This is a genomic window from Phyllobacterium sp. 0TCS1.6A, from assembly GCF_026420825.1.
GTDB lineage: Bacteria > Pseudomonadota > Alphaproteobacteria > Rhizobiales > Rhizobiaceae > Phyllobacterium.
In genome coordinates this window covers 58,687-84,284 of the sequence record NZ_JAPMAB010000004.1, presented here as the reverse complement: position 1 = coordinate 84,284, position 25,598 = coordinate 58,687, and the positions used below count along the sequence as shown (strand labels likewise).

The following is a 25,598-nucleotide window of genomic DNA, read 5'->3' as shown; positions in this document are numbered from 1 at the left end:
TCAGCCCACCAGATGCGCAGGTTTGATGAAGCGCCGCAACAAGGCGAGCAGGATGCCGATGACGAGGACGAGCGCAACGCTGATCGCGGCGCCCAGTCCCCAGTCCGGGCTCTGGAATATGCGCAGATAGACGAGTTCGGCGACCATGACGCTGCGTCCACCGCCGAGGATGGCGGGCGTGACGAAGAAGCCGAGCGCAAAGACGAAGACGATCAGGGCGGCGCCGATGATCCCGCCTGAGGTGAGGGGCACGAAGATCGTCCAGAATGTCCGCGTCCGCGACGAGCCCATGCCGCGCGCCGCCAGAAGAATGCGTTCATCGACATTGCGCATGGCGGAGGCGATGGGGAAGACGGCGAAAGGTATGAGGAAATGCGTCATGCCGATGATGACGCCGAGTTCGTTGCGGGCGAGAGCCAGCGGCTCGCTGATGATGCCCGCCGATTGCAGCCAGCTGTTGATCAGGCCGCGGTTGGACAGCATGGCGAGCCAGCCGAAAGCCCGCGTCAGCACCGAAATCCAGAAGGGGACGAGGATGCAGAATTCGGCGAGCATGCGTTGCACCCGGCTGCCGCGAACCCAGACATAGGCGATGGCATAGGCGGCGGCCAGCGACAGCACCGTAACCGCCAGGCAGATGCGCAGCGTGCGGATGAAGACGGAATGCACCAGCGGGTCGGTCAGCAGCGCCTTGTATTGCCCGATGCCCGGCTCGGGAAGGGTGAAGCTCCAGCGCACGACCCCGAGAAACGGCACGACATAGGCCAGCCCGAGAAAGAGCAGCAATGGCGCAAGCAGAAGGAGCTTCCTGAGGAGAGCCGGGTTCACATGCGTTCCTTGTCATTCATGGATGGACGGATGGACGGCCGGCGCGGGCAATGGCCGCCGCGCCGGCCTTTCATTTTCAGGACGAGATGATCTTCGTATATTCGTCGAAGGCCTTGCCGTAGTTTTCGGCATACCATTCCATGTCCAGCGGAACCTGTTTCGACATATTGGCCGGATCGACGCAATTGATGCGCTTCTTGTCCTCGGGGATCAGTGCATCGGTGGCAGGATTTGCCGGACCCTGGCCGAGAAGATTGAACATTTCGAGCTGGCGCTCCGGCGTCTGCGCGCTGGCGATGAATTTCATCGCATTGTCCTTGCCGCCCGGATTGTTCTTCATCACCGCCAATGCGCCCGGCGAGATGAGGCCCTGGTCCCAGATGAACTTGATCGTTCCGCCGGAATCCTGCTCGATCAGCTGCGCCCTCGTCGACCAGATGAGCGCCATGGAGGCTTCGCCGTCGATCAGGACCGACTGGCTCTCCGCGCCGCCGCCCCAATAGGCAACGACATTTTCCTTGAACGAGGCGATCTTGTCATGCGCGCGCTTCAGGTCCAGCGGGTAGAGCTTTTCCGGTGCCACGCCATCGCCCATCAGAGCCGCTTCCCACATGGCGGCGCCCCATTTGTACATCGAACGCTTGCCGGGAAATTTCTTCACGTCGAAGAAGTCGGCCATGCCGGTCGGCACCTGGTCGCCGAATTTCGATGAATCATAGGCGATGATATAGGAGAAGAAGTAGGTGGATGCCGCCGTGTCCCAGCCGAAGCCCGGCCGCATCTTGTTCTTGTCGACGATGCCGTAGTCGATCGGCTCCAGCATTCCCTGCTTGCCGAGCGAGATCCCGGAGAACGGGTCGATGTCGAGGAGATCCCAGCTCGGCTTGCCGCTCTTGAACTGCGCCGTGATCGCGCCTTCGGTCGGACCGGAGCCATCCATCTTCACAGCGACGCCAGACTCCTTGGTGAAGGGCTGGCCGTAGGCCTTGTCATAGGCGGTCATGGCATCGCCGCCCCAATTGACCAGCACCAGTTCCTTCGCCTGGGCGTATGAGCCGGTGGCGCGGAGCAAAGCGGGTCCGCCGGCGAGCAGCATCGCCGCGATCTGGGTAAAGCGGCGCCGGCTGATCTCGCCCTTGTCCACCTTGCTGGCCAGTATTTCCAGGCAGTCTTTCTGAAAGGCATTGTCCATGTTTTTTCCCTCTGGATCGTTATGTTCGTTTCAGATTCCGTCTGCCTAACTCCCATCGGGCAGCAAGAAACCTTGCTCTGCGGGCCAGGATACCCACACGTCCTTCGAAGTGATATTGCCGGCATTCACCGTGGGCATCGATACGGCGAGATCGACGCCGCCATTGGTGCGCAGATGATATTTCGTCGAGCCGCCGAGATAGGTCTCGGCTTCGATCGTGCAGGCGACGGAATTTTCGCCATCGGCACCGCTTCTTGACGAGATGCGCATATGTTCGGGCCGTACCGCGGCGACGCCGCCGCTTTTCGGCGCGGTTCCATTGGCGGTCAGGACGATCGTCCGTTCTTCGAACCGTCCCTCGGCCCGGTCGCCGTTCAGGCTGAAATCTTCGAGCGGCAGCAGATTGATCTCGCCGAGGAACTCCGCCACGAACCGGCTAGCCGGCCTTTCATAGACGTCCTGGGGGCGGCCGATCTGGAGAAGCTCGCCATGATTGAAGATCGCCACGCGCGAGGAGAGCGCCAGCGCTTCCGATTGATCATGGGTGACGAAGACGAACGTCGTGCCGGTCTCCTGGTGGAGGCGTCTCACTTCCTCCTGCATCATTTCCCGCAGGTTCTTGTCGAGCGCCGAAAAAGGTTCGTCCAGCAACAGGACGGATGGCTCGAAAGCCAGCGCCCGGGCAAGCGCGACGCGCTGCTGCTGCCCGCCGGACAGGCGTGACGGCAATTTCTTTTCATGGCCCGAAAGCCCGACCCGCTCCACCATTTCGCCGACGCGCCGCTTGATCTCGGCCGACGGGCGGCGTCGGACCTTCAAGGGAAAGGCGATGTTCTGCTCGACGGTCAGGTGCGGAAACAGCGCATAGCCCTGGAACACCATGCCATAGGACCGCTCTTCCGCCGGAACATCGGTGATGTCCTTGCCGTTCATCATGAGACGGCCGGTGGTCGGGGCAAGAAACCCGGCGAGGATCATCAGGAAGGTCGTTTTGCCGGAACCGGAGGGCCCGAGAAGCGTGAGGAATTCGCCGCGTCCGATATCGAGCGTCAGATCCTTCAGCGCGTGGAAGGCACCGAATGTCTTGCCGATGGATACAGCCTTGATCTCGGCGGCGTTTGCGTCGCTGAGGTGCATGCTTTGAGGCATCCTTGTCCTCTTCCCCTTCGTTTGGAGGAAGCGTAGGCACAATCGCCCTTGACGACAATTGAATAATATTGCCGCGACACGTGAATGATTTTCACCTCAAGAGGAGTCCAGCCGGTCGCTCAACTACCACGCGTTTGGGATAGGCGCGAGCGCAACCAGTCAGAGAAGGCGGATTGGGCCGGATGTTTCAGCCGCTCATAGTCGGTGACGAGAAAATAGGACTTCGGCGACTTGATGGCTAGGTCGAACGGCTTGATCAATTGACCGCCCTGCATGGCTTTCCGGCAGGTCAGTTCATCGCCCATTGCGATGCCCTGCGCGGTGATCGCCGCCGAGAATACGAGGTTCATGTCGGAAAACACGATGCCGCGCTCGGAATCGGGATTGTCGACATTGGCGAGCGCCAGCCAGCGCGTCCAGTCCTCGAAATCGTCGAGGTGAAGGAGCGTCGCGCGCAGCAGGTCCTTCGGCTCCGCCAATCCGCCGAGCTTGTTCAGCAGCACGGGGCTGCACAGCGGCGTGAACTCCACGTCGCATAGCTGCTCGACCGAGCGGTTGGGCCAGTTGCCGTCGCCGAAGGCTATGAACAGATCGACATTGCTGTCGCTCACATCGTCCAGTTTGCGCGGCGTGACGATGCGCAGGGCGATATCGGGATATTTCTCCTGGAATTCGGCAATATGGGTGCAAAGCCACAAGGAGGCGAACCCGGCCGTGCAACTGACGGTCAGGGGGCCGCTGGTGCCGGTCGTGCTCTGGCGCCCGCCGGCATCGTCCAGCACGATCAGCGCCTTGCGCACGTCATTGGCATATTTGCGGCCGCGCGGCGTCAGCACGACGCCCTTGCCGTCCCGTTGCAGCAGCTGGAAGCCGAGATCGCGTTCCAGCAGGCGCAACTGGTGGCTGACTGCGCTCCGCGTCAGGTGAAGCTCTTCCGCGGCGCGCCAGACGCTGCCATGCCTCGAGAAGCTCTCCAGCGCCCGAAGCGCCTGCGTGGATGGGATGCGCATCTATGCCTTTGGCTGAAAGGTGAATGGAATTTGCACGTTTTGCGAAAACATATCACTTTTTGCCGCCCGTGCCAGATGGTTATCTGCGCCAAAGGGGAGGCGCATCGTGGCGACAGCGGCAGCGGAAACGGCAATCAGCCACATCGATCACCATCGCGGCGATCTTTCGCAATGGACGCGGATCATATTCGAATATGGCGAGACGGCCTGGCGCGAATACCAGTCTGCCGATTGGTATGTGGAGCTTCTGCGCGGCGAAGGTTTCGACGTCGAGGTCGGCTCCGGCGGCATGCCGACGGCGTTTTGCGCCCATTGGACCAACAAGGCCGGCACGAACGCCACATCGCCGATCATCGGCATGTATGCCGAATATGATGCAGTGCCCGGCAATTGCCAGAACGCATCGACCCGCCAGGAGCCGCGGCCAGGCCTCAATGTCCACGCCGGCGGACATACCGACCCGCATTCGGCGCTCGGCATTTCCAGTCTTGGCGGTCTGCTTGCCACCAAGGCCGCGATGGAGCGACACGGCATCGCGGGAACGCTGCGCTTCACCGGGGAACCCGCAGAGAAGGTGCGCGGCTCGAAGCCCATCCATGCTGCCAAGGGCTATTATGACGGGCTGGCGGGCATGATTTCGTTCCATCCGTTCTACATGCTGCCCATGTGCAATACCGTCCGCTGGGATACGCATTGCGGCGCGGCCTATTCGATGATCTACCGGTTCGTCTGCGACCAGCCCGAACTATGGGGCCGCAGCGACGGCGCACCCATCCCGCAGTCGCATTCGGCGATCCGCGCCCCGGGCGCCAATGATGCGCTGATGATGATGTATATGACATCGAAGTCGCTGCGGGATTCGATGCTTCCCCATCAGGGCGGCTGGTCGATCAGCGAGGCCATCCTGACGGCCGGCCAGGCGACGGCGGACAATCTGCCGGCGGGGCTGGCGGAAATCCAGTACATGATCCGCGTGCCGACGATCGCTATGGCGGAACAGGTGGCGGCGGCGCTGGACCGTAACGCCGAACATGCGGCGTCGCTCAGCGGCTGCCGCATGGAACGGCACTGGGTCTGCAAGTCGAGGCCCGGCCTTGCCAACCACGCCATGGCCGAGATCACATGGGAGGCGTTGAGTTCCGTCGGTGCGCCGCGCTGGGACGAGCGCGCCAAGGCGCTTGCCCGCGAGATCCAGGCGAATGTCGGGCTGGAAGCGATGGACGAGCCTTTCCTGGAGGAATGCGAGAGGCTGATCGAGCCACAGGTGGCGGAAGCGATCCTGCGGCAGGACCTGCCGCCCTCGCAGAAGAATTCCACGTCGGACGATTATACGGACATGAGCTGGCATGCGCCGACGGCGCGTTTCTATGTTGCGCGCCCGGCATTGAAGGCGCCCAAGGGCTTCGTCTATCCGGGCTGGGTGATGAATGCGCTGGGCGGCATGCCCGAGACGATCGACCCCATGGTGAATGTGGCGGCGAGGACAGTGGCGCTTGCGGCGCTGCGCCTGCTCGAGGATGGTTCGGCGCGCGACAGGGCCATGGATGAATTCATCCGGCGCACCGGCGGCGGCATCGGCGGCAGCGAATGGATCGCGCCGCTCTGCGATTACAAGCCGCCGATCGAGTTCCGCTGGCCGGAATATGTTTCCACGCAACGCGGCCGCGAATGGTGCATCCCGAACGAACATGAGGAGCAACGCCGATGACACGCCATGAACAGGGTTTTTCCGACGAATTCACGCTGAAACGCCGCAATCCTAATGGCGGCACGGCGCCATTGAAGCAGTGGGGGTTCCGCAACGAGACCGACCCGCTCACCGACGTGCTGCTCGGTTCGCCAGCCTTTCTGCGGCACATGGCGACGAGTTCGCTCTCCCGCAAGCATCTGCGCGAGGCGCCGTGCAATATCCAGGTCGCGCAGGCGCAGCACAAGGAACTCGTCTCGGCCTATGAACATTTCGGCGTGCGCATCCACTGGCACGAACAGGAACCGGAACTGCCGATGCAGGTCTATTCGCGCGATTCCAGTGTCATGACGCCCTATGGCGCGATCATAACGGCCATGGCCAATTGGTGGCGCCGGGGCGAGAACTACGCCGCGATCCGCACCTATGAAAGGCTGGGTATCCCGATCTACGACATGGTGACCGCCGGAACCTTCGAAGGCGGCGATTTCAACGTGATCGAGGAAGGTTGCGTCCTCATCGGCTGCGGCGGCGCGCGAACGCAGGAAGAGGGCGCAAAACAGGTCGAATCCTGGTTCCGCAAGGAAGGCTGGGAGACAAAACTCGCCTTTATCGACGAATATTACGTGCATATCGACCTGATGGTGGTGCCGATCGCCCCGAAATTGACGGCGGTCTGCCTTGCCTGCACCGAGCCCGGCATCGTCGATTGGCTCAAGGCCAAGGGACATGAGATCATCGACGTTCCCTTCCAGGACACGATGAATCTCGGCTGCAATTTCATGTCGCTCGGCAATGCGAAAGTCATCGCACCGACCTCCAGCAAGTCATTGATCGAGCAATTGCGCGCCAGAGGGTTCGAAGTCGCTGCGGTCGACATGAGCGAGATCTCCAAGACCGGCGGCGGCATCCACTGCATGGCGCAGGCGCTCATCCGTTCGGCGGCCTGAAAACAACTGGGTGGAACGCTATTCCATTATTCGGAACAGCGTTCCACCTGCGCTGCCGGGCGCATTGCCGATGCTCCCCAACGCTTCTTTCGGCTTGCATTTGCGCCGGGCTGTTCCTATCGAACATAGAGCGCCACCTTCGGTCGGCGCCTTGGGGACATAAGAACATTCCAGAGGTCGCGTGCACAACGAAGTCGCATTGATATCGACCGTAGCCGTGAGCTTCGTCGCGGCTGCAATCTTCGGCTTTATCGCCGATCGGTTGAGGCTGCCGCCGCTTGTCGGCTATCTCGTCGCGGGCATAGCCATGGGCCCCTTCACGCCCGGCTTCATCGCCGATACCAATCTGGCCGGCCAATTGGCCGAAATGGGCGTCATATTGTTGATGTTCGGCGTCGGGCTTCACTTTTCGACGTCCGAACTTCTTGCCGTCCGCCGCATTGCCGTGCCCGGCGCGATCGTGCAGATACTGCTTGCGACGCTCGCCGGCATCGCCCTTTGCTCGTTCTGGGGCTGGGGGCTCGGCGCCGGCATCGTCTTCGGTCTCAGCCTCTCCGTCGCCAGCACCGTCGTGCTCCTGAAGGCGCTCGAAGAGCGAAACCTCGTCAATTCCGCCAATGGCCGTGTTGCGGTCGGCTGGCTGATCGTCGAGGATCTTGCCATGGTGCTCGCGCTCGTGCTGCTGCCGACGCTCGCCGATAGCCTCGGCACATCCGGCGCCGCAGCCGCCCATGGCAGCGGCAGCATCGCGATGACTATCGGACTGACGCTGCTCAAGGTGGCGGTTTTCGCCTTCATCGCGATCTATATCGGGCCGCGAATAGTGCCATGGCTCCTGACGCTGATCGCGCGGACGGGCTCACGCGAACTGTTCACGCTCTCCGTCCTCGCCATCGCGCTCGGTATCGCCTATGGCTCGGCGGAACTGTTCGGCGTGTCCTTCGCCCTCGGTGCGTTCTTCGCCGGGGTGATCATGAGCGAGTCCAATCTCAGCCACAGGGCGGCAGCCGACTCCCTGCCGCTGCAGAACGCCTTTTCCGTGCTGTTCTTCATCTCCGTCGGCATGTTGTTCGATCCGTCCGTGCTGGTGCGCGAGCCCATCGCAGTCGCGGCGACGCTGTTCCTCATCATCGTCGGCAAATCGATCATCGCCAGCGCGATCGTGCTGATCCTGCGCTATCCGATCGCCATGAGCCTGACCGTTGCCGCCGGCCTCGCCCAGGTCGGCGAATTCTCGTTCATCCTTGCCGGGCTCGGCGTTTCGCTGGGGTTGCTGCCGAAGGAAGGGCAGGATCTCATCCTGGCTGGTGCCATATTGTCGATCACGCTGAATGCCTTCGTCTTCAGCGGCGCAGAATGGGGACACAAGCTGGTCGGCCGCCTGTGGCCCGCCTTCTCCGAACGCCACGGCAAGCAGAAACACGAGACCCTGTCACGCGAGCTCGCGAAGATCCGCGCTGCCGGCGAAGAACGTGACCGCAAGCATGAGCAGAAGCTGAAGCAGCTCATCGACACGTTCCCGCTGTTCTCGCAGATGGACAGGAACTCGCGCGACGAGCTTTTCCTGCTGTTCCGGCCGAAAACCGCCACGCCCGGCGAGAAGGTCATTCGCGTCGGCGACCGGGGCGACGGCATGTATTTCGTCGTCGCCGGTTCGGTGGAAGTGCGGCTGGAGGATGCCGCGGTGCAGCTGGAGCCCGGCGCCTTCTTCGGCGAGATGGCGCTTCTGAGCGGTGGCAGGCGCACGGCCGATGTCGTTGCGATCGATTTCTGCCAGTTCCTCGTGCTCGATCGGCGCGATTTCAACCTGTTCGCGTCGCGTTATCCGGGTTTGCGTACCGCCGTCACCGCCATGGCGCGCGAGAGAAGCGAAATGAACGTCTCAAGGCACAATGGCGACTAGACGATTTCAGCGTTGGCCGAGCCATGCACGGATGCCGTGGGCGGCGGCACGTCCCGTCGCGAGACACGCGGTGAGGAGATAGCCGCCGGTCGGCGCTTCCCAATCCAGCATTTCGCCCGCCGCGAATATGCCCGGCAATGATTTGAGCATGTAGCTCTCATCGATGGCCGACCAGCGGATGCCGCCTGCCGAGGAGATGGCCTCTTCTATCGGGCGCGGGCGGGAAAGCGTCAGCGGCAGCTGCTTTATCGATCTCGCCTGGCCTGCCGCATCGGCGAGGTCGTCCGGTCCGGCCAGTTCCTTGAGCAGGGACACCTTGACGCTGTCGAGCCGCGCTGCCTTGCGCAGGCGATTGGAGAAACTCGCCTTGCCGCGGGCGCGGTCCAGATCCTGCGCCAGCCTGGAATGATCCCGGCCCGGCGCAAGGTCCAGCACCAGCCGCGCCGTCCCTTCGCGGAGCAGTTTATCGCGCAGCGCCGCTGCATGGGCGTAGATGAGGCTGCCTTCGACCCCGTGCTGCGTGATGACGAATTCGCCCTGTATCGTGCCGGCATCCGAGCTGGCGATGACGGATTTGACGGGCATGCCGGCAAATCGCTCGCGGAAATAATCGCTCCAGGCGACGTCGAAACCGCAATTCGCGGGCAGAAGCCCGGCTATTTCCACACCATGCTGGGCGAGGATATGGGTCCAGCTTCCATCGGAGCCGAGGCGCGGCCAGCTGGCGCCACCGAGCGCCAGAAGCACGGCATCGGCTTGCGTCGATATTTGCCCCGTCGGCGTTTCGAAGACGAGCGCACCGTCCTTCAGCCCGACCCAGCGATGGCGTTTCAAGATCTTGATCCCGGCGGCGTCCAGCCGTGCAAGCCAGGCGCGCAACAGGGGCGAGGCTTTCATTGCCACGGGGAATACCCGCTGCGACGATCCGACGAAAGTCTCGGTGCCGAGCCCCGCCGCCCAGTCGCGTATCTGCGCCGGCGTGAAATCGTCGAGCGCCGGGCGCAACCGGTCGCCCGCCGCGCCGAAACGACGGCGAAAACTGTCATAATCCTCGGCATGGGTGAGGTTCAGCCCGGATTTGCCGGCCAGCAGAAATTTGCGGCCAACCGTTGGCATGGCGTCATAGACCGTCACGCCGTGTCCGCTGCTGGCAAGCGTCTCGGCTGCCATCAGGCCGGCCGGTCCGCCGCCGATAATTGCTATTTCCGCCATGTCGACTGCATTATCCCGTGATCCGCCCGCCTGATATCGGCTTTCAGCGGCTCGCGTCCAGTTGATTCCTGCGGATCAGCTCTTCGCGGATCAGCTTTTTGGCGATCTTGCCATAGGCCGATTTCGGCATGTCGGGCCAGAAGACGTAACGCTTCGGCAGTTTGTAGCGCGCCATCTTGCCGTCCAGCCAGTTGGACAGCACGCTTTCGTCAAGCTCGGCGCTGGCGCGCGGAACGCAGACCGCGAGGCCGACTTCGCCCCAGACCGGGTCTGGAATGCCTATGACGGCGACCTCGGTGACATCCGGATGGCTGAGTATCTTTTCCTCGATCTCGCGCGGATAGACGTTGGACCCGCCGGAAATATACATGTCGGACGCCCGACCGGTGATGTAGAGGTAGCCTTCCTCGTCCATGTGGCCGAGATCGCCGGTGCGGAACCAGCCATCGCGGAACGCTTTCTCGTTGGCTTCGGGATTGTCGTAATAGCCGGCGAAAACGGCGGGCCCGATCACGCATATCTCGCCCGTCGCGCCGGGTTCGAGCTCCCGTCCGGTATCGTCCTGGATCGAGATCATCATTCCGGTCCTGGCATAGCCGCAAGTGCCCGGCCGGACTTCCGGCCCGTCGCCGAGATGGTGATCGCTCGGCGGAAGCACGGTGATGTTGCCGGTAACCTCGCCGAGGCCGAAATACTGGACGATGACGGGGCCGAGGGTGCGCAGCGCCTGGATCTGGTCGGTCCGATACATCGGCGCCCCGGCATAGATGACGTATCGCAGCGAGGTATGATCATGCCGGCCTGCCGAGGGATGCTCCGTCATGAGCTTCAGGATCGTCGGCACCGTGAACATGTTGGTCACGCGCCATTTTTCGACCAGGCGCCAGACTTCCTCCGCATCGAATTTTTCGGTCGGAAGCAGGATCGTCTTGGCTGCGCGGGCGACCTGGGTAAGCTGGTGAATGCCGGCGCCGTGCGAAAGCGGCGCGACGACGAGGGACGCATCATCATGTGTCGTGCCGGGCATGAGATCGCAGAGATGATTGGTGATCACGAATGCCATCTGGCCATGGGTGAGAATGGCGGCCTTGGGCCGGCCCGTCGTGCCGGAGGTAAAGAAGAACCAGCAGGGATCATGATGATCGACCGCCGCGAGCGCAGCCGCCTGGCCGGAAAATTCCTCGACGATGGCATCATAGTCTTCGCCGAAGCTGGCGCTGCCGATGGTTATGACGAACGGAGCCGTATCGGCGGCTTCGACACAGGCTTTCGCATGGTCCGGAAAGGCGGAGCCGCAGATAATCCCCTTTGCCCCGCTGGCCTTCGCCAGATAGGCGACTTCTTGCGGGGTCTGGCGGTAGTTCGCCGGCACCCACACGGCGCCGATGCGGAAGCAGGCGAACATGGATTCGAACATCTGGTTGCAGTTCTGCGACTGGATCAGGATCCGGTCGCCCTTTTGCACCTGGAACCGGGTTTGCAGCGCGTGCGCCATGGCATTGACGCGCCGGCCTATCTCGGCCCAGCTCCATGTTTTTTCGCCCCAGACGAAGCCGATCCGGTCGGGAAAACGACGTGCCGCCTGGTCGAGGAACCCGGCGAGGTTCATCACCCTTGTCGTTGCAGGCTTCACGGCAAGTCCGCTCGTAGCCATCATGCTTCTCCCGCTTCAAGTCGCCTGTGCATTTTCAGGGTACTGCCGCCAAGCCGCTTCAGGCGGCCATTGACCGGCTGCAATTGCGCCAGCCGCGTCTCGATCTTGCGTGCCTCGGTACGCATCAGCGCCGCGAGCTCCAGCTGCCTTTGCGGCTGCATGCGGCTGTCGATGGCCGCGATGCTCAAGGCTCCTGCGGGGCTGCCGTCGGGATAGCGGATCGCATAGCCGATGGCCCAGGAATTGGCCAGGATGCGGCCGGGATTGAGCGCAAAGCCGGTCTGGCGCGTCGTCTTCACGTCTTCCCACATCTGCGCCGGATGAAGATTGGGGTAATCGGCAAGCAGAGTCGGCTCATTGGTGCGGATGATCTCGTCCACCGCCTCGTCAGGAAGCGCCGAGAGAATGGCCAGCGAACCGGCACCGACACCGAGCGGGTGTCTGTAGCCCGCCTGCAGCGCATGCGTACGGATCTCGTAGGTTCCCTCCTCGCGATGCAGGCAGACGGAATATGAATCGCGCTGGATCGACAGGAAGCTCGTATCCTGCGTCTTTGCCGAGAGGATCGCCAGGCTGTCGCGCGCAAGCTGCAACAGCCCGTAGCGGCGCGAGGCGAGCGTGCCCAGCACATAGGCTTCCTCGCCCAGCTGGTAGCGCCGCGTCAGGCTGTCCTGCTCGACGAGGCCGGAGCGGATCAGCGCCAGAAGCAGACGGCGGGTGGTTGGCTTGTTCAAGCCGCTCTGCTCGACGATTTCGCTGAGGGCCGCGCCCGAATCGCCGAAATAGCTGACGAGGCTGAGCAGCGTCAGCGCCCTGTCGACGCTCTGCGCCCCATTGAGGTTCTTCGTCTTGGTCAACCGCTGTTCCATGTTCGCCCATATGATCCATAATGTGGATCGAGTTTTCGAAGTATACAACAATGCTATAAAAAAGATTGCAAGACCGTACGGTTTGTCTATGATTTTCACAAGATTGAGGAGGGCATCCATTCTACATTATGGATCGTGTGCAGGACAGGGAGGTCCCGCCGACGTTCCGGGGATGGATGCGAATAAGGGAGGATACCAGCCGTGACCAATATTTCTCGCCGCCAGATGCTGCTTGTAGCCGGCGGCACAGTTCTTGCCAGCCCGTTCATCATGCGCCGCCCGGCCAATGCGGCCGAGTTTTCCTATAAATACGCCAACAACCTGCCGGTGACGCACCCGATGAACATCCGGGCGCAGGAAGCGGCGGACAAGATCAAGGAAGAGAGCGGCGGCAGGTTCGAACTGGCGATATTCCCGTCGAGCCAGCTCGGCTCCGATACGGATACGCTCAGCCAGCTTCGCTCCGGCGCGGTCGAGTTCTTCACCCTGTCCGGCCTCATCCTGTCGACGCTCGTGCCGGCCGCTTCGATCAATGGCATCGGCTTCGCGTTCCCCGACAGCGCCACCGTCTGGAAGGCCATGGATGGCGATCTCGGCGCCCATGTGCGCGGGCAGATCACCAAATCCAATCTCGTCGTGATGGACAAGATCTGGGACAATGGCTTCCGCCACATCACGTCGAGCTCCAAGCCGATCGTCACGCCGGAGGACCTGAAGAACTTCAAGATCCGCGTGCCGGTGAGCCCGCTCTGGACCTCGATGTTCACGGCTTTCCAGGCTGCGCCCGCCAGCATCAACTTCAACGAGGTCTATTCCTCGCTGCAGACGAAAATCGTCGATGGCCAGGAGAACCCGCTGGCGATCGTCTCCACGGCGAAGCTCTACGAAGTACAGAAATATTGCTCGCTCACGGGCCACATGTGGGATGGCTTCTGGTTCCTCGGCAACCGGCGCGCCTGGGAGGCCCTGCCGGACGATCTCAAGGAGATCGTTGCGAAGAACATCAATGCCGCCGGCATGGCCGAGCGCGAAGACGTGGCCAAGCTGACCGAGACGCTGCAGGCCGACCTCAAGGCGAAGAACCTCGAATTCAACACGCCGGACCCGGCCCCGTTCCGCGAGGCGCTGCGCAGCGCCGGCTTCTACGCCGAGTGGAAGGGCAAATATGGCGACGAGGCCTGGGGCCTGTTGGAAAAAGTCGTCGGCCAGTTGTCGTAGGGGCCGACGAGAGTGGCGCGCCTGCACATCACCGAAGGGGCCGTGACGGCGGACGAGGAAAGCGTGCTTTCCCCGCCGGGCCGCGACGATCGCTCCTTGCTGTCCAGGTGCGACCGCCTGTTCGGGCAGCTTGTCGAATATTCGGTCGCCTTCCTCGTTCTTGCCGAGATCGTCATCCTTTTCGCCGGCATTTTTGCGCGCTACGTGCTGCACCAGCCGATCGTCTGGTCGGATGAACTCGCTTCGATCCTGTTTCTCTGGCTGGCCATGCTCGGTGCCGTCGTTGCCTTCAGGCGGGGCGAACATATGCGCATGACCGCGCTCGTCGGGATGATGACGCCGCAAAGGCGGGCGTTTTTCGACGCGTTGGCGGTGGCCGGATCGCTGGCCTTCCTCCTGTTCATCATGTATCCGGCCTATGACTACGCCCATGAGGAAATGTACATAACGACGCCGGCGCTGGAGATCCCCAATGCCTGGCGCGCCGCGGCGCTGCCGGTGGGCGCGGCGCTGATGATCCTGTCGTCGCTGTTCAAGCTCTTCCAGCTTTCGAGCCTGCGCAATGCGCTTGGCGCCATTGCCATCATCGGCGTCGTCGCTGCCATCCTGTGGGTTCTCGGCCCGTCGCTGAAGCCGCTTGGCAATGTCAATCTTCTCATCTTCTTCGTCGGTGTCGTGGCTATGCTGGTCCTGAGTGGCGTGCCCATCGCCTTCTCGTTCGGCCTCGCCACCTTCGCCTACCTGTCGCTGACGACGAATGTGCCGATGCTGGTCGTGATCGGGCGGATGGACGAGGGCATGTCGCATCTCATCCTGCTCGCCGTGCCGCTGTTCGTCTTTCTCGGCGTGCTGATCGAAATGACGGGAATGGCCCGCGCCATGGTGCAGTTCCTCGCCAGCCTGCTCGGCCATGTCCGGGGCGGCCTGTCCTATGTGCTCATCGGCGCCATGTATCTCGTTTCCGGCATATCCGGTGCGAAGGCGGCCGACATGGCAGCGGTCGCGCCGGTCCTCTTTCCCGAGATGAAGGAGCGCGGGGCGAAGCCGGGCGAACTGGTGGCGCTTCTCTCGGCCACCGGCGCGCAGACGGAGACCGTGCCGCCGAGCCTCGTTCTCATCACCATCGGTTCCGTGACCGGCGTATCGATCGCGGCCCTGTTCACCGGCGGACTGCTTCCGGGCGTCGTGCTCGCCGTCATGCTGTGCTTCGTCGTGTGGCGGCGCTATCGCAACGAGGACCTGTCGCATGTGAAAAAGGCGAGCGGTGGTCAGATCGGCAAGGCGTTCCTGATCGCGCTGCCGGCCCTGGCGCTGCCCTTCATCATCCGCGCCGCGGTCGTCGAGGGCGTGGCTACCGCGACGGAGGTCTCTACCATCGGCATCGTCTATGCGGTGATCGCCGGCCTGCTCATCTACCGGCAGTTCGACTGGCGGCGCATAAAGCCGATGCTCGTCGATACGGCATCTCTGTCCGGCGCAATCCTGCTGATCATCGGTGCAGCGACGGCGATGGCATGGGCGCTGACCCAGTCCGGCTTCTCGCGCGACCTCGCCGCCTACATGGCCGCGCTTCCGGGCGGGCCGCTGGCGTTTCTCGCCGTGTCGATCGTCGCCTTCATCATCCTTGGAAGCGTCCTCGAGGGAATCCCGGCGATCGTACTGTTCGGGCCGCTGCTGTTCCCCATCGCCCGCCAGGTAGGCGTCCACGAGGTCCATTATGCCATGGTGGTCATCCTGGCGATGGGCATCGGCCTTTTCGCGCCGCCATTCGGCGTCGGCTACTATGCCGCCTGCGCCATCGGCCGCGTCAATCCGGACGAAGGCATGCGCCCGATCTGGGGTTACCTTGTCGCCCTGATCATCGGCACCATCCTCGTCGCGGCCATTCCCTGGATTTCGATCGGGTTCCTCTGATGACCGGCAGGCTGAACAACAAGGTTGCGCTCGTCTTCGGCGCCGGGTCGTCCGGTCCGGGGTGGAGCAATGGCAAGGCGGCCGCCGTCGCCTATGCCCGCGCCGGCGCCAAGGTGGCCTGTATCGACATTCAAGCGCAGGCCGCCGAAGAAACGGCATCGATCATCCGCGGCGAGAATGGCCGCGCGAGCGCCTTTTCCGCCGATGTGACCGACAGCGCGTCCATCGCCCGGACTGTGGAAGCGGCGCTCGCGGAATTCGGCCAGATCGACATTCTCCATAATAATGTCGGCGTGGCGACTGCCGGAGGGCCGGAAGAACTCGACGAAGACAGGTTTCGATCTTCGCTCGACATCAATGTCGGCTCGATATTCCGCACGGCGAAGGCGGTGCTGCCGCATATGCGCGAACGCGGCGCAGGCGCCATCGTCAACATATCCTCGCTCGCGGCCATCAGGTGGACCGGCTACCCCTATTTCGCCTACTATGCAGCAAAAGGCGCCGTCAACCAGGCGACGGTCGCCCTGGCGATGCAATATGCGAAATCCGGCATCCGGGCCAATTGCATAATGCCCGGCCTCATCGACACGCCGCTGATCTACAACCAGATCTCGAGCAATTACGCCTCTGTCGACGAGATGGTTGCCGCGCGCAACAGGATGGTGCCGATGGGCAAGATGGGCAATGCGTTCGACGTCGCCAATGCGGCGGTGTTCCTCGCCTCCGACGAGGCGGCTTTCATCACCGGCGTCTGCCTTCCGGTGGATGGAGGGCAGAGCTGTTCGGCGGTCGCCGGTGTCTAGACCGGCAGACATCGCGCCCCGCAAGGCAGAGATGGCGCCCCGGCATCTGCAGCATCCCGGTGTGCGGACGGGCGCGCCATTCGAGAGCCATATGGCGGCCGGGATCAGGCTGGAGTTCGAAATGGCTCCGGGATCGTCCCTCATCGATGGCCTTGCCTTTCATCTCGAAGAACGCGGGATCGCCGCCGCTGCCATCCAGTTGGAAGGTGGTGCGTTCGAGCCGCTCCGCTACCTCATGCCGGCCCTTTCAAGCGATGGCGTCCATGCTGCCTGGTACAGCGAGCTCCACGCGCCGCATGGCGAGGCGGCGCTGGAGAAGGGTTGCGTCACCTACGGCACGCGCGACGGGGCGCCGTTCTGCCACTGCCATGCGGTCTGGCAGGAGGGCGAGGAGCGTCGTGCCGGCCATATAGTTCCAGATGCAACCATCATCTCGCGGCCGGTGAGAGTCACCGCCTATGCGACGGCGGATATCAGCCTTTTGTCGGAGCCGGACGAGGAGACCGGCTTCACCTTGTTTCATCCGCTACTGCTTCGGCGCTCGCAAAAAGCGGCTGCGCGGTTCATTTTTGCGCGGGTAAAGCCCAATGAAGACATCATCGAGACACTGGAGGCGGTCTGCCGGATACATGGCATCGCCAGTGCGACCATACGTGGCTCCGTCGGCAGCCTCATCGGGGCGCGCTATGAAGGCGGCGCCAGAGTGGCTGATGTGGCGACGGAAGTCTTCATCGACGAGGGCGTCGTGACGGCGGATGGTTCCGGCAGCCATGTCGCCATAACCATGGTCGATACGCGCGGCGGCATCACCAGCGGCCGTCTCATGCGCGGCGACAATCCGGTCTGCATAACTTTCGAAATATGTCTTGAAGTCGATCAGGCCAGCAGGAAATAGCCGCAGATTGCGGCCGCTGCCACCAGTGCCACCACCAGCGTCACACGTGCGCCGCGCCAGGCAGGAGCGGCCTGGGGCAGAGGCTCCACGCCGACCAGGTTGACGCGTATCGGCCGCGGTTGCGGGCCCGTTGCCAAGGGTTCGTCGGTTTCTTCGTCAATCTCGTCCTGCAGCAGGTTCTTCCGGTGCGAAAGACCCGTACCGGCGCGCAGTTCGACCGAGGATGGCCGCTGCTTCTTCGCCAGTGTCGCGTCCTTGGGCGACCGCACCGCGCCGCCGGCGGCCCGCTCGAATTTGCGCATGGCGTTCTCGTCATTCCAATTGTTCTCGAGCGCCTGCTGCGAGCCAACATTGTTGATAAGCTGAACCACCGTGTCGTCCTCCGCTGCGGTTGTGCGTGAGCAGCTGCATTTCAACCGATACATGATGCCGCTATTGCGGCAAAATGGCAAATCTCTATTCCTCACCGGCCTGAATGTCGCAAATGTCATAAAACTGTTAGGCGCCTGGGGCACGCTGCCGCGGTTCCCGTTCGTGGAGCGATCCGTTCGAGTCTGACAGGAGAGCGCGCGATGTCCTTTCGCATCGATGTAGATGGCAAGAGCCGTTACAATGCCGATGGCAGCAAGGTCCCCTTCGGTTCGGCCCAGCAGCAGCAGCTCTTCGTGCAGCAGATCAACCAGGCGATCCAGGAGCGGGCGCGTTCCGGCGATGCCTTTGATCCAACGCGTGAGAAGATCGTGGTTGCCCAGCCGGGCGACAGCCTGTGGCAGATCGCCGAGCAGAACAATGTCAAGTTTGTGGATGTGCTTGGCGCCAATGCCGAGCTGGTGGATCGCCAGTCGGGTCAGATCGACGTCAATGATGTGGTGATCGTCCCGCATGCGGAACCCGAACTCGTCGCCGATGATCCGCGCAATGAAAAGAACGTGCCGCTCGGCGAGACCATGTTCCGCAGCGAGCTCTACGAGCGCGCGAACAAGATCCAATATGCGGACGATCCGGCAAAGGTGGATTACGACGCCGAGACCAAGGTGCTGCAGGGCGATGTCGGCACCTATCTCGACAGTCTCCCCGCGGCGGACCGCCAGGCGGCAATATCGCGGCTGATCGGCAGCAAGGATCACTGGCAGGATGCGAGCCCGGCCCTGACCGCAATGGAAGCCGCGGCCAAGGAGCGGGGGCTGATTGCCGATCCGGAGGAGGCCTTTGCGCAGGACCTCTACGACAAGGGCAACAAACTGAACAACGCCGATTCAAGCGCCGATCATGCCGGTGGCGCCAAGGCGCTGTCGCAATCGGTGGACGAATATCTGCAAGGCCTGCCGGAAGGCAAGCGCGGCGAGGCATTGCAGGCGCTCTATGACAGGGATTGGGAAGAAGCCGGCCCGTCACAGATAGCGCTGGAAGAGACAGCGGAAAAGCTGGGTATTACATTGCGTGAAAGCACCCATCGGGGGCCGGATGTCGAAAACAGTGCCCGCCGGATCATCGAGACCGCGAATGCGACCGGAAAGCCCGACGAAGCCTATAAGAGCCTGAGCACGGCCTATGAGAGCGCGCCCGCCGACATACAGGCGGCTCTGCTCGAGCATGGCGAGGCACGCACCATTATCGGCAATGCCGCCGATTGGGCGACCACGCGTTTGAAGAATTACGACCCGGAAACCGCCGTCAGCGAACAGGGCGACAGCGCGGAGGCGATGCGGAACCTGGAATTGCTGACGCGGCATTCCGATCCAAAATTGTCGGCCCAGCTCATGAGCGACGCCATGCCGGTCATCGAAGCGGCGAATGCGAAGCGGCAGGAGAAGATCGGAGGCGAACTCCTCGGTCGGGAGGGCCAGCAGAACCTCAACATCATCATGGGCCGGATCGGCCAGACACCGTCCGGCAGCGCCATCATCGATCGCTTCACCAACATGCATATCGGCAACCCGGAATCGATGCGGCTGGCCATCGTCACGGGTGCGGGGCTCGATTATCCCCTTGCGACGGCTTCCAAGGTTCCGGACGGCAAATATGTGGAGAACACCATCCTGCCCAGCGTCGCAGAGTTCTCGGCCGTATCCGTCAACGGCGCGGTGGACAAATATTCGACGCATATGCAGGAGCTGCAATGGTTGATCACCAATCACGGCAGCGCCATGACGCCCGAGCAGCTCGAAAAGGCCATCACCGATTACGAGAAGGAGAAGGGGCAGGGCTGGGTCGATGACAAGCTGAAGCTGGAGGGCGAGGTTGCCGAAAAGGGCAATCAGCTGCTCAACCAGATCAGCCAGCTCTCCAAGCTGCCGCCGGAGCTTGCCTCGCAGCAAAAAGCGGCGAACGAGGCGATCAACAAGATCCTCTCGGACGATAAGTCGGTCATGGCGATGCAGATCGCGCTCAAGCAGGACCCGGCGCTTCTCGACAAGCCCGCTGTGATGTCGCTGCTCACGCACCAGGCACGCCTGACGGATCGGGGCCGCAAGCTCGCCGAAGAAGCGATGACCCAGATCGTCCGCAGGGATGTGCTGCCGACCTTCGGCAATCTGGACCCCAATAATCCGGCCAGCATCGCCGAGGCCAAGGCCGGGATCGAAAAGCTGCGGAACAGCCAGGCTGCCAATCTGCTCGGCATCCCTGACGAGGAGTTCAAGAAAGCGCTCGCTGCCGTAGAGGAGGCCTTGCCTGCTGCGGGCGAGAGCGAAGCGCAGATGGTCCAGAAGCTGAAGGACCTCGATGCCAAATTGACCGATACGAATGGCGGCATGAAAGCGTTCCGCAACAATACGGTTCCCGGGCAGGTGTTGCGCCTGATCGGGCTGGCCGGCGTTGGTGCGGGGCTTGCCTCCACGATTTCACGCACCGGTGAAGACCCGCTCCTGAAGTACAAGGTGCTGATCGACGCTGCCGGCGTCGGGCAAAGGTCGATCGAACTGCTTCACGGCTTCAAGCAGATCAATCCGGATTCGCTCGCCGTCAAGCATTTCGGCAGCAGCAGCACCACGGCCGCCAAATGGCTCGGCTCGGTAGGTGCAAGCTTCGACCTCGTGCTTGCGACCCGCTCCTACATGAGCGGCGACTGGCAGATGGGGACGTTGCAGGCAGCCGCCGGCGCCGGTGGAATACTCGCGGCGTTCGGAACGGGCTCGATGGCCGGTCCGGTCGGCCTGGTCATCGTAGGCGCTGCAGTGATAGGGCAGATGGTGCTCCTGGATACCCGCGAATCCAACAAGTACATGACCGATACTTCGGCGCATTTCCTCGAACATGCCGAGCTGTCCGACAAGACGGCGGCCGCTCTCGTCGATCAGAGCGGCGATGGCTACAGCCCGGTCCCGCTGCTGATCAAATATGCGCAGATGAAGGGCTACAAGCTCGACGATCCGGCGGATCAGCAGCGTTTTGCCGATTGGCTCGACTCGATCCCGGCCGACAAGCTCGGGACCTTGCGCGATAATCTGCACCATACGCTGGACGACCGGAAAGGTGACATTGCGGATTTCCCGGCAACGAGCGATGGCGACGACAAATATACCGACAACGAGCAGTTGCACGAGCGGCCGGTCGTGACCAAGGGGAAGGCAACCATCACCTCGCCCAGCCTGGCCGACAGGATCAAGGATGGTGACGCCAAGCCGGAATCGGTCGCCCAGATCGATGTCATTTTGGACGAACTGGGCATCGCCACCGCCTGAGTGCCTCGGTGAGTGCCTCGGCGGCTCACTCCATCAGCGAACGCATGATCAGCGACGTGCTCCGGAGCTCCTTGAGCTCCGCCATCATGTAGGGCACCAGGTAGGAAATATAGAGCACCATCAGCACGGCGAAGAGCAGGTTCTTGATCGCCAGCGACAGGTCGAAAATATGCAGTTGCGGTGACATGCGCGAAAGATAGGCCAGCATCACGTCCGTGAGCAGAAGCGCAAGAACGACAGGCGCGATGAGAAGAAGCCCTATCTGCATGATCCGGTCGAGAATGCCGAGCAGGGCCGGCACTGCCTGCGTGCCCACGACCGGCGCGAATTTGGTGACGGGCCAGAGTTCATAACTCTGGTAGAACCCGTCCAGAAGCAGCAGGAAGCCCCCCGACATGAAGAACAATGCGAGCAGCGCGAAGACGAAAAGCGTGCCTGCAATGCTGGTTTCACTGACCTGAAGCGGGTCGATCAGCTGGGCGGACGTCGAACCGCGCTGAAGGTCCACGAGATCGCCCGCGACCTCGGCCGCCCAGAACGGGATGCCGAAAGCCAGCCCTATGACGATGCCGATGACCGTCTCTTTTACCAGGAGGCCGGTGATGACGACATTCGTCAGGGGGCCCTCCAGCAGGAGCGAGTTGAGCACGCCGGGTATGATCGGGATGCAGATGGCGATGGCGACGCCGGAGCGGATGAGGCCCGTCAGCCCGAGCCGGATGAAGGCGGGCGTAACCAGGATCATCCCGATAGCCCGGGCCATCGCCATCGCGGTTGCGACGAGGACGGGATAGGCGAGGGCGAGCAGGGATGTCGTCGTCGATACGGCGTCCATGCGTCACCGCGTCATGGCTGGGAACGCATCGAGGACGTGACTGGCCAGATTGGCAACCTGGAACGCCAGAGTCGGGCCAAGAACGATGAGGGTCAGCATGACGGCGACGAGCTTCACGGCTTGCGGCAGCGTCTGGTCCTGGATCTGCGTCAGCGCCTGGATCAGGCCGACGCCGATACCGATGACGATGGCGATGCCGAGGGCTGGCGCCGACGCCAGTAGAACCGTCAACAGGGCATTCTGCATCTGTGCGAGAAAGGCCGTCTGTCCCATGCCGCTACCCGTAACTCAGAATGAGGCCGTGCATCAGCCGCGACCAGCCATCGACCGCGACGAAGAGGAATATCTTCAGCGGGATCGAGATCAGCGTTGGCGACACCATCATCATGCCCATCGCCATGAGGATGTTGGAAACGATGAGGTCGATGACGAGGAAGGGCAAATAGAGCAGGAAACCGATCTCGAAGGCACGGGTGAGCTCGGAACTGACGAATGCAGGAACGAGAACGAGCAGGCTGTCCGATTTCAGGTCGGCCCGCGCTTCCGGCGACCATACGTTCTCGGTCGCCTGCATGAAGAACTGCCGCTCGGCTTCATCGGTGAACTTCAACAGATGTGTCTGCAATGGCGGCCGAAGGGCCTCAGCCGCGTTCTTCATGCTGTCGATGGATTGCAGGTCGATCTGCTGCGCTTCCATGATGCGGTACATCTCGCCGACGAGCGGCGTCGTGACATAGACCGTCAGAATGAGCGCTATGCCGTAAAGCACCAGATTGGGCGGCGATTGCTGGATGCCGAGCGCGTTCCGAATCAGGAAAAGCACGATCGAAATCTTCAGGAAGCCGGTCATCGTCACGACCGCGAGCGGGATCAGCCCGATGGTCGAAACGATAATGATGATGGGTATGAGGTTGGACTGATACTCACCCATTCTTGGACAGCCGCACGATCCTTATGCCGAGGCCGGCGCCGATCTTGACGAGATCGCCCGTGCCGATCAGGCGGCCATTGGCGACGATATTGACCGCATTGCCGGTGGTCGGGGCAATCGGCAGCACGCTGCCTTCGTCGAGCTTGCGTAGTTCGCCCAGGGGCAGATCGGTGCGTCCGACCTCGAAGACCAGTTGCACCGGCAGTTCATCGAGGGGATGCAGATCGTCCATCTTGTCGGCGTCGGATTGAGTTTGAGTCGGCATCCAAGCTTCCCTGTTTTTGTTGTAAGACCGCCAGCGTGCGGCAAGGATGTATTTGCCGCCCTCTTCGGTGACGGCGGCGCGAAAATGCTGGCCCAGCAGCGCAAAGCGCCCGATCTCCGGGGCCTCGCGCCGCATTATGACATCGCCGGGCACCAGCGCCGCGATTTCACGGGCCGAGAGCTCCTGCGTGCCGGTGCATATGCTCAGGTCGAACGGCAGCAGGTCGGTGACTTCTCCGATCGTTCCATTCGACCGAGCCATCACCCGGCCGACAGCCAGCGCGGCGCGCCTGTCGAGGTGCAACTCGGCATTGCGTGGAAAGTCATCGAAATCGACGACCCACGGGATGATGAAATCATAGCTGCGTTCGGCTTCCTCGGCGCCCAGCCTTATCGGATGGCCGATACGATCCTCGAGTTGTTCAAGCTCGCTCGCCAAGGCATATTCGATAAGGATATTGCGCTGGCGCGGCGAGAGCCTTGCGATCATGCGGCTCAGGCCAAGACTCTGCATCAGGCGCTCCAGGGTGCCGGAGGACAGAACCAGCTTGCCGGCCCAGGGGCCGATAGCAAATGGAATGGCGACGGGATTGGTGAGGCGGACGGAACTTTCCGCCATATGCACCTCGATCGGCGCCACGGTGGTCGCCGGCGTGACCAGAAATTTCGTCTCGGCCGGAAAGAGCCCCTGCAGATCGAGATTGGCAGGATCGATGCGAGGCAGCCACGACAGGTCGCCATTGTCGCCCTTGGCGCGCAGAAAGGACTGGTTTTCCGTCACCGCGTTCACTTCGGTTTCCTCATGCCGCGTTGGTCTTCATCCTCGGTTTCCTCGAGGGCTATCCGGTGTTTTGCGCTGCTGGCAGCCTGTCGCTTCAACAGGAGCTCCAGTTTATCGTGTGATCGCAACTTCGCCTTGTGCTCGGCAATGAGGTGGTTGCTGCGCTCGGTTTCCTGTTCCAGCCGCGCCGCAACTTCCTTTTGCGTCTCGACGAGACGGGTCGCTTCGAAATCATAGGCTGCCAGCGCCTCCTGATAGGATTGAAGCTCATGGCTCGCGACCGGCCGCTGCGACATTTCCCTGTGCACGTCGGATTCGCGCGCAACACGCCGCGCCTCGTTCTGGAGAATATCATCGCCTGCCCGATCCAGCGCATGCGCCGCGGCGTCCCTGATGTTGCGCTGGCGAGCAGAGGTCTCCTCGGCAATTCTGGTCCGGTGAGCCCGCAATTCGAGCAGTTTTTCAAGATTCTTGGCGGATTTCATGCAAGAACCCCCTGCATCTGCAGTTCCGTCTCGGTGAAACCGAACTGTTCTTCGCTATCCTGTTGCAGGAATGCCTGGATGCGATCATGCCGCGCCAATGCCTCATCCGATTGCGGATCGGCACCACGATTATATTCACCGACACGCACGAGAAGCTCGATGTCGTCATAGCGCGCCATGAGGCTGCGGATGCGCGCCGCGTTCGACCGGTGGGCCTGGCTCGTCACCGCATCCATCAGGCGGCTGCGGCTGCGCAGCACGTCGATGGCCGGGAAGTGGTTTCTTTGCGCCAGTTCGCTGCTGAGGACGATATGCCCGTCCAGGATGGCCTTGGTCTCTTCGGCAACGGGGTCGAGCGTTCCATCGCCCTCGGTCAGCACCGTATAGAGACCGGTTATCGAACCGCCGACGCCCGGCCCGGCCCGCTCGAGCAGACGGGGCAGCGCGGCGAAAAGCGATGGAGGAAAGCCGCGCCGGGTCGGGGGCTCGCCGGCGGCAAGGCCGATCTCGCGTTGCGCGCGGGCAAAACGTGTCACACTGTCCATGAGCAGCAGCACGTGCTTGCCCTGGTCGCGGAAATATTCGGCGATCGCCGTCGCACCATAGGCCGCCTTGACGCGTTCGATCGCAGGGCGATCGGATGTGGCGACCACGACGACTGAGCGGCGGCGGCCTTCATGTCCGAGCTGGATGTCGATGAATTCGCGCACTTCGCGACCACGCTCGCCGATAAGGGCGATGACGATGACATCGGCCTGCGTCCCCCTGACGATGCTCGACAGCAGCGACGATTTGCCGACGCCGGCCTCGCCGAATATGCCGACGCGCTGGCCGCGCGCGACCGTCAGCAGCCCATCGATTGCCTTGATGCCGAGCTGGAGCGGATGTTCGATCAGATCGCGTTGCAGCGCCTCCATTGGCGGCTGGTGCGTGGGGTAGAACGCTCCCGTATTCAGCGCCGATGGCGGCGCCCCGGTGCGGTTGAGGACCTCGCCGAGAGGGTTGAGCACGCAACCGAGCAATTCGGGGCCGACCGGGATCTGCAGGGCATGGCCGGTGGGAATGACTTCGGCGCGGGTCGACATGCCGTCGAGATCGCCGATCGGCGTCAGCACGGCCTCCTCATCCTGGAAGCCGACGACCTCCGCTGGAACGATGCGCCCGGACACAGGATCACGGAGCAGGCAATATTCGCCGATCCGGACCATGGAGACCGTGGCGTGGACGATGATGCCGGTAATGCGCCGGATTCGGCCGCGAACCGGCCGTGGGTCGGCTCTGCCGGCGGCTTCCTTGAGCCGGTCCATCAGGTGCGTCAGGTCGGATGCAGGCAAT

At 62.5% G+C, this 25,598-nt stretch carries 22 protein-coding genes; 8 read left to right on the top strand and 14 right to left on the bottom strand.

Features of this window, described 5'->3' with window-relative positions; genetic code table 11:
- The 4 genes from OSJ75_RS11275 to OSJ75_RS11260 form a co-directional block, all read right to left on the bottom strand.
- Positions 1 to 828, bottom strand: coding sequence for an ABC transporter permease (locus tag OSJ75_RS11275; RefSeq protein ID WP_250018854.1), 828 nt, complete (start codon positions 826 to 828; stop codon positions 1 to 3).
- 76 nt (positions 829 to 904) lie between these two features.
- Positions 905 to 2,020, bottom strand: a complete 1,116-nt coding sequence (locus OSJ75_RS11270; protein WP_250018853.1) for an ABC transporter substrate-binding protein — start codon at positions 2,018 to 2,020, stop codon at positions 905 to 907.
- A 45-nt stretch (positions 2,021 to 2,065) separates the two neighbouring features.
- The gene (locus OSJ75_RS11265) at positions 2,066 to 3,169 is read right to left on the bottom strand and encodes an ABC transporter ATP-binding protein (RefSeq protein WP_416362555.1); all 1,104 of its coding nucleotides are present in this window, start codon (positions 3,167 to 3,169) and stop codon (positions 2,066 to 2,068) included.
- A 119-nt stretch (positions 3,170 to 3,288) separates the two neighbouring features.
- Positions 3,289 to 4,179, bottom strand: coding sequence for a LysR substrate-binding domain-containing protein (locus OSJ75_RS11260; protein ID WP_267228102.1), 891 nt, complete (start codon positions 4,177 to 4,179; stop codon positions 3,289 to 3,291).
- A 106-nt stretch (positions 4,180 to 4,285) separates the two neighbouring features.
- Here OSJ75_RS11260 and OSJ75_RS11255 point away from each other — a divergent pair, with 106 nt between their 5' ends.
- From OSJ75_RS11255 to OSJ75_RS11245, 3 genes are all read left to right on the top strand, one after another.
- Positions 4,286 to 5,887 carry an amidohydrolase gene (locus OSJ75_RS11255; RefSeq protein ID WP_267228101.1) on the top strand — a complete coding sequence of 534 codons (1,602 nt, stop codon included), beginning with the start codon at positions 4,286 to 4,288 and terminating at the stop codon, positions 5,885 to 5,887.
- Entirely contained in the window at positions 5,884 to 6,816 is a 933-nt protein-coding gene (locus tag OSJ75_RS11250; protein ID WP_267228100.1) for a dimethylarginine dimethylaminohydrolase family protein, read from the top strand. Before OSJ75_RS11255 ends, OSJ75_RS11250 begins: the two co-directional genes overlap by 4 nt.
- Positions 6,817 to 6,997: 181 nt before the next feature.
- Positions 6,998 to 8,719 (top strand): cation:proton antiporter, encoded by a 1,722-nt coding sequence (locus OSJ75_RS11245; protein ID WP_267228099.1) that lies wholly within the window; start codon positions 6,998 to 7,000, stop codon positions 8,717 to 8,719.
- Between the two features lie 6 nt (positions 8,720 to 8,725).
- Here OSJ75_RS11245 and OSJ75_RS11240 read toward each other — a convergent pair whose 3' ends face one another.
- Genes OSJ75_RS11240 through OSJ75_RS11230 form a run of 3 tightly spaced genes read right to left on the bottom strand, consistent with a single transcriptional unit; the run spans position 8,726 to position 12,454 of the window.
- Complete coding sequence (locus OSJ75_RS11240) at positions 8,726 to 9,931, bottom strand: TIGR03862 family flavoprotein (protein ID WP_267228098.1); 1,206 nt, start codon at positions 9,929 to 9,931, stop codon at positions 8,726 to 8,728.
- Positions 9,932 to 9,974: 43 nt separating this feature from the next.
- Complete coding sequence (locus tag OSJ75_RS11235; RefSeq protein WP_416362554.1) at positions 9,975 to 11,585, bottom strand: acyl-CoA synthetase; 1,611 nt, start codon at positions 11,583 to 11,585, stop codon at positions 9,975 to 9,977.
- The gene (locus OSJ75_RS11230; protein WP_267228096.1) at positions 11,585 to 12,454 is read right to left on the bottom strand and encodes an IclR family transcriptional regulator; all 870 of its coding nucleotides are present in this window, start codon (positions 12,452 to 12,454) and stop codon (positions 11,585 to 11,587) included. The genes OSJ75_RS11235 and OSJ75_RS11230 overlap by 1 nt, the downstream gene beginning before the upstream one ends.
- Positions 12,455 to 12,679: 225 nt before the next feature.
- Here OSJ75_RS11230 and OSJ75_RS11225 point away from each other — a divergent pair, with 225 nt between their 5' ends.
- The 4 genes from OSJ75_RS11225 to OSJ75_RS11210 are packed head-to-tail and all read left to right on the top strand — an operon-like array spanning position 12,680 to position 17,284.
- Positions 12,680 to 13,672 carry a TRAP transporter substrate-binding protein gene (locus tag OSJ75_RS11225; protein ID WP_250018975.1) on the top strand — a complete coding sequence of 331 codons (993 nt, stop codon included), beginning with the start codon at positions 12,680 to 12,682 and terminating at the stop codon, positions 13,670 to 13,672.
- 12 nt (positions 13,673 to 13,684) lie between these two features.
- A complete protein-coding gene (locus tag OSJ75_RS11220; protein ID WP_416362553.1) occupies positions 13,685 to 15,586 on the top strand; it encodes a TRAP transporter large permease subunit in 1,902 nt (633 codons plus the stop codon).
- Positions 15,586 to 16,389 (top strand): SDR family NAD(P)-dependent oxidoreductase, encoded by an 804-nt coding sequence (locus tag OSJ75_RS11215; RefSeq protein ID WP_267228095.1) that lies wholly within the window; start codon positions 15,586 to 15,588, stop codon positions 16,387 to 16,389. Before OSJ75_RS11220 ends, OSJ75_RS11215 begins: the two co-directional genes overlap by 1 nt.
- Positions 16,382 to 17,284, top strand: a complete 903-nt coding sequence (locus OSJ75_RS11210) for a PCC domain-containing protein (protein WP_267228094.1) — start codon at positions 16,382 to 16,384, stop codon at positions 17,282 to 17,284. Before OSJ75_RS11215 ends, OSJ75_RS11210 begins: the two co-directional genes overlap by 8 nt.
- On the opposite strand, the gene OSJ75_RS11205 is transcribed toward OSJ75_RS11210, so the two are convergent.
- Positions 17,266 to 17,655, bottom strand: a complete 390-nt coding sequence (locus OSJ75_RS11205; RefSeq protein ID WP_250018843.1) for a hypothetical protein — start codon at positions 17,653 to 17,655, stop codon at positions 17,266 to 17,268. The genes OSJ75_RS11210 and OSJ75_RS11205 overlap by 19 nt on opposite strands.
- A gap of 201 nt (positions 17,656 to 17,856) precedes the next feature.
- Here OSJ75_RS11205 and OSJ75_RS11200 point away from each other — a divergent pair, with 201 nt between their 5' ends.
- Complete coding sequence (locus OSJ75_RS11200) at positions 17,857 to 20,967, top strand: peptidoglycan-binding protein LysM (protein WP_267228093.1); 3,111 nt, start codon at positions 17,857 to 17,859, stop codon at positions 20,965 to 20,967.
- Between the two features lie 25 nt (positions 20,968 to 20,992).
- On the opposite strand, the gene sctT is transcribed toward OSJ75_RS11200, so the two are convergent.
- The 6 genes from sctT to OSJ75_RS11170 are packed head-to-tail and all read right to left on the bottom strand — an operon-like array spanning position 20,993 to position 25,570.
- Positions 20,993 to 21,802, bottom strand: a complete 810-nt coding sequence (sctT, locus tag OSJ75_RS11195; protein ID WP_250018841.1) for a type III secretion system export apparatus subunit SctT — start codon at positions 21,800 to 21,802, stop codon at positions 20,993 to 20,995.
- Between the two features lie 3 nt (positions 21,803 to 21,805).
- Complete coding sequence (locus OSJ75_RS11190) at positions 21,806 to 22,075, bottom strand: EscS/YscS/HrcS family type III secretion system export apparatus protein (protein ID WP_250018840.1); 270 nt, start codon at positions 22,073 to 22,075, stop codon at positions 21,806 to 21,808.
- Between the two features lie 4 nt (positions 22,076 to 22,079).
- Complete coding sequence (sctR, locus tag OSJ75_RS11185) at positions 22,080 to 22,733, bottom strand: type III secretion system export apparatus subunit SctR (protein WP_250018839.1); 654 nt, start codon at positions 22,731 to 22,733, stop codon at positions 22,080 to 22,082.
- Positions 22,726 to 23,787, bottom strand: a complete 1,062-nt coding sequence (locus OSJ75_RS11180) for a FliM/FliN family flagellar motor switch protein (RefSeq protein ID WP_267228092.1) — start codon at positions 23,785 to 23,787, stop codon at positions 22,726 to 22,728. Before OSJ75_RS11180 ends, sctR begins: the two co-directional genes overlap by 8 nt.
- Positions 23,784 to 24,263: a type III secretion system stalk subunit SctO gene (gene sctO, locus OSJ75_RS11175; RefSeq protein WP_267228091.1), complete on the bottom strand. Its 480-nt coding sequence runs from the start codon at positions 24,261 to 24,263 to the stop codon at positions 23,784 to 23,786. Before sctO ends, OSJ75_RS11180 begins: the two co-directional genes overlap by 4 nt.
- Complete coding sequence (locus OSJ75_RS11170) at positions 24,260 to 25,570, bottom strand: FliI/YscN family ATPase (RefSeq protein ID WP_305884374.1); 1,311 nt, start codon at positions 25,568 to 25,570, stop codon at positions 24,260 to 24,262. Before OSJ75_RS11170 ends, sctO begins: the two co-directional genes overlap by 4 nt.
- Between the last annotated feature and the right edge of the window lie 28 nt (positions 25,571 to 25,598).

What these genes read in the sequence shown, in the direction of transcription:
- OSJ75_RS11270 (WP_250018853.1), bottom strand. Translation starts at nt 2,020, where the DNA reads ATGGACAATGCCTTTCAGAAAGACTGCCTGGAAATACTGGCCAGCAAG.
- OSJ75_RS11265 (WP_416362555.1), bottom strand. Translation starts at nt 3,169, where the DNA reads ATGCCTCAAAGCATGCACCTCAGCGACGCAAACGCCGCCGAGATCAAG.
- OSJ75_RS11260 (WP_267228102.1), bottom strand. Translation starts at nt 4,179, where the DNA reads ATGCGCATCCCATCCACGCAGGCGCTTCGGGCGCTGGAGAGCTTCTCG.
- OSJ75_RS11250 (WP_267228100.1), top strand. Translation starts at nt 5,884, where the DNA reads ATGACACGCCATGAACAGGGTTTTTCCGACGAATTCACGCTGAAACGC.
- OSJ75_RS11240 (WP_267228098.1), bottom strand. Translation starts at nt 9,931, where the DNA reads ATGGCGGAAATAGCAATTATCGGCGGCGGACCGGCCGGCCTGATGGCA.
- OSJ75_RS11235 (WP_416362554.1), bottom strand. Translation starts at nt 11,585, where the DNA reads ATGGCTACGAGCGGACTTGCCGTGAAGCCTGCAACGACAAGGGTGATG.
- OSJ75_RS11230 (WP_267228096.1), bottom strand. Translation starts at nt 12,454, where the DNA reads ATGGAACAGCGGTTGACCAAGACGAAGAACCTCAATGGGGCGCAGAGC.
- OSJ75_RS11225 (WP_250018975.1), top strand. Translation starts at nt 12,680, where the DNA reads ATGCTGCTTGTAGCCGGCGGCACAGTTCTTGCCAGCCCGTTCATCATG.
- OSJ75_RS11215 (WP_267228095.1), top strand. Translation starts at nt 15,586, where the DNA reads ATGACCGGCAGGCTGAACAACAAGGTTGCGCTCGTCTTCGGCGCCGGG.
- OSJ75_RS11200 (WP_267228093.1), top strand. Translation starts at nt 17,857, where the DNA reads ATGTCCTTTCGCATCGATGTAGATGGCAAGAGCCGTTACAATGCCGAT.
- sctT (WP_250018841.1), bottom strand. Translation starts at nt 21,802, where the DNA reads ATGGACGCCGTATCGACGACGACATCCCTGCTCGCCCTCGCCTATCCC.
- OSJ75_RS11190 (WP_250018840.1), bottom strand. Translation starts at nt 22,075, where the DNA reads ATGGGACAGACGGCCTTTCTCGCACAGATGCAGAATGCCCTGTTGACG.
- sctR (WP_250018839.1), bottom strand. Translation starts at nt 22,733, where the DNA reads ATGGGTGAGTATCAGTCCAACCTCATACCCATCATCATTATCGTTTCG.
- sctO (WP_267228091.1), bottom strand. Translation starts at nt 24,263, where the DNA reads ATGAAATCCGCCAAGAATCTTGAAAAACTGCTCGAATTGCGGGCTCAC.
- OSJ75_RS11170 (WP_305884374.1), bottom strand. Translation starts at nt 25,570, where the DNA reads ATGGACCGGCTCAAGGAAGCCGCCGGCAGAGCCGACCCACGGCCGGTT.